General features: G+C 57.6%; 2 protein-coding genes. Both read right to left on the bottom strand.

Features of this window, described 5'->3' with window-relative positions; translation table 11 throughout:
- Positions 1-2,356: chromosome segregation protein SMC (smc, locus tag PAT3040_RS38845; RefSeq protein WP_258235089.1), on the bottom strand; the 2,356-nt coding region annotated here is incomplete at its 3' end.
- A gap of 197 nt (positions 2,357-2,553) precedes the next feature.
- Positions 2,554-3,172, bottom strand: a 619-nt coding sequence (gene rnc / locus PAT3040_RS21055; RefSeq protein ID WP_108994282.1) for a ribonuclease III, incomplete at its 5' end; no start/stop codon positions are given.

Genomic DNA, 3,172 nt, shown 5'->3' with positions numbered 1-3,172 from the left:
CAAGACCCTCCAGCCGCTCTTCCGCTTCCTTCGCCATCTTGCTGAGCTGCTCGCGTTCATTCGACTGCGACGTCAGCTCGGAGGCGGACATGGAGCGCTGCTCCGTAAGCAGCTTCTCCTCCGACTTTACTTGCTGAAGCTCGGATCGGATACCTTGCTCGTCAATCCGGCATTTTTCCGCTTGGGCGCGCAGATCTTCCACGTTCTGCGAACGGATCGACTGCTCTTTGCGCAGATCGCTTAATTTCGCCTTCAACTGCGCCACCGTTGTCTCTGCTTCCTTGATCTCAGCGTTAAGCGATTCGATCTGACGGCCGCGGCCGAGCAGACTCGCCCCGCGTTTCTGCAGACTGCCGCCCGTCATGGAACCGCCGGCATTTACGACGTCCCCTTCCAGCGTAACGACACGGAATCGGTATTGACATCTTGATGCGATCCGGTTCGCTTGCTCCAGCGTCTCCGCAAGCAGAACGTTGCCGAGAAGATTGTTTACGATCGCCTGGTAGCGCTCGTCGCAGTCCACCAATTCCGCCGCGACTCCTACGAACCCATCCTCTGATTGAAAGGATCGTTTGTCATGCTCCGGCACCATTCGGCCGCGAATGACGTCCAACGGCAAGAATGTTGCCCGCCCCAGTTGGCGCTGCTTCAGGAAACCGATCGCCGCACGCGCCGAACGTTCGTCTTCCATGACGATATGCTGCAGCGCCCCTCCGAGGGCGGTCTCCACCGCAACCTCGATGCGTTGAGGCACGCGAATGAGCTCCGCAACGGCGCCATGAACGCCGGCTATGCCGCCGGAACCGCGCCGCGCAGCCTTAAGTACTTCCTTAACGCCTTGCATAAAGCCGTCCAACGCGTCTTGCATTTCCTTCATCGTATCGCGTCTGGAAATATGGCTGTCCAGCCGCTGCTCCCACTTCCGGATCGCTGCCATAACTTCATCCAGGCCAGACGCAACGGCTTTACTGCCTTCCGTCTCTTCGAGCATGCGGTTCCTCGCGTTCTCGAGTGCCGTCAGCGTGGATTGGAGTCCTTTCTCCAACACAGCCTTACGCTCCTCCAGCCGTGCTTGTTGCTCCGTCCACTTGGATTCGTCGTCGTTTAACCTCTCCATCCGACGTTGCAGCGTTTCTTGTTGCTGGGCGGCATACCTAATTTCGTTGCGCGTCTGCGCCATTGCGCTCAGTACGTCAAGCAGCTCGCTCTTGAGCTTCTCTTCGGCGTCGACAACCGCACCGCCCGCTACGCCAAGAAGATTCGATTCCTCGGCCGCGAGCTTGACGCGCAGATCCGCAAGAGAAAGCTCCAGCGCCGCCGCTTTGCTGCGAAAATCAGCCTCTTCCTGCGTCAGAGCGACGATTCTGGCATCCTGTACCGCGATCGACTCTTCCAATCCGCGTTTGTTGTTTTCCAGGTTGCGCTTGCGCTCCTTAAGCACCTCGCCGTAGCCCTCGCATTTCTCCACGTCTTCGCTTAGTTGAAGCATAGAAGCATGCAGCTCGTCCAATTGTAGCTCTATCTCCCGCAATTGTTGCCGATCTTGCTCCAGATGCGCATCATGCTTGCTGACGACCGTGGACAGCTTAAGCTGCTCTTCCTGCAGCTTCTCCAGCTTGTCCGTCGCTTCCGACCAGGCGCGGTGCACCGTCTCGATATTATGTACATACATCGAAATCTCTTTGGTCTTCAGCTCTTCCTTCAGCGCCTTGAAGTGGACGGCTTTCTCCGACTGCTTGCGCAGCGGCTCCACCTGATCCTCCAGCTCCGATACAAGGTCGTGAATGCGGAGCAGATTCTGCTCCGTCTCGTCGAGCTTCTTCTGCGCTTCCCGCTTGCGCGACTTGTACTTCACGATGCCGGAAGCTTCCTCGAAGATGCCGCGGCGGTCCTCGGAGCGCGTGCTCAGAATTTCCTCGATACGGCCTTGTCCGATAATGGAATAAGCTTCTTTGCCGATGCCAGTATCCATGAAAAGCTCTGTTATATCCTTTAATCTGCATGGCTGCTTGTTAATCAAATATTCGCTGTCGCCGCTCCGGTGTACCCGGCGCGTGACCGTTACTTCATTATATTCCAGCGGGAGAGCCCCGTCCCCATTGTCCAGCGTCAACGAAACCTCGCTGTAGTTGACCGCTTTGCGCGCGTCGCTGCCGGCGAAGATAATGTCTTCCATCTTGCCGCCGCGAAGACTCTTCGCGCTTTGCTCGCCGAGCACCCAGCGGATACCGTCGGAGATATTGCTTTTGCCCGAGCCGTTCGGTCCGACAACCGCCGTAATGCCGGTGACGAATTCCATCTCCGTCTTATCGGCGAAGGACTTAAAGCCCGCTAATTCAATCCGTTTCAGAAACATGACTTGGGTTTCACCTCACCCCACATTGTAACATATTTTCATGAATTGCGTTACTCCTTTCCGGCCTCGTCAAGCCCCTTTTCGGGACAATTGCCGCCTGCGAAACTTCGCTGAAATCAACAAACCGCCGGATCGCTGCGATCCGGCGGTTTGTCCTACAACTATGCATCCACACGACATAGAAGAACGTCAGCCATTTACTTGTCTGCATCCAGAGCCAGCCCGTTCCACGCCTCGGCGGCGGAGCGCTGCTCGGCTTCCTTCTTGGTGCGGCCGGCTCCGAGGCCGTAACGTTCCTCACCCAAGTACACCTCGACGATGAACTCCCGGTCGTGGGCGGGTCCGCGTTCCTCGACGACCCGGTATTCCACCGGTCCGAGACCGTAATGCTGCGCGCGCTCCTGCAGCTTTGACTTCGCGTCCTTCATCAGCAGACCGAAGTCGCCCGACTCGATATGCGGGAACATGTGCTCCGACAGGAAGTCGCGTGTCCGCTCGATGCCGAAGTCCAGAAAGATCGCGCCGACGAATGATTCGAACAAGTCGGCAAGCAGCGCCTGCCGCTGACGCCCGCCGAGCTGCTCCTCGCCCCGTCCGAGCAGAACATGCTTGCCAAGCTCCAGTCGTTCGGCGAACATGGCCAGCGACGGCTCGCAAACAACGGAAGCGCGCATCCGTGTCAATTCGCCCTCAGGACGCTTGGGATATGTAGAGAACAGATACTCCGATACAAGCAATTGCAAGACGGCGTCGCCGAGAAATTCCAGCCGCTCATTGTCCTGTACGGAGCCGCGCTTATGTTCGTTGACATACGAC

The sequence above is a fragment of the Paenibacillus agaridevorans genome (genome assembly GCF_003112455.1).
In the GTDB taxonomy this organism is placed as follows: domain Bacteria; phylum Bacillota; class Bacilli; order Paenibacillales; family Paenibacillaceae; genus Pristimantibacillus; species Pristimantibacillus agaridevorans.
The sequence above is the reverse complement of the archived record's forward strand: the minus strand, read 5'-3'. Positions and strand labels throughout refer to the sequence as shown.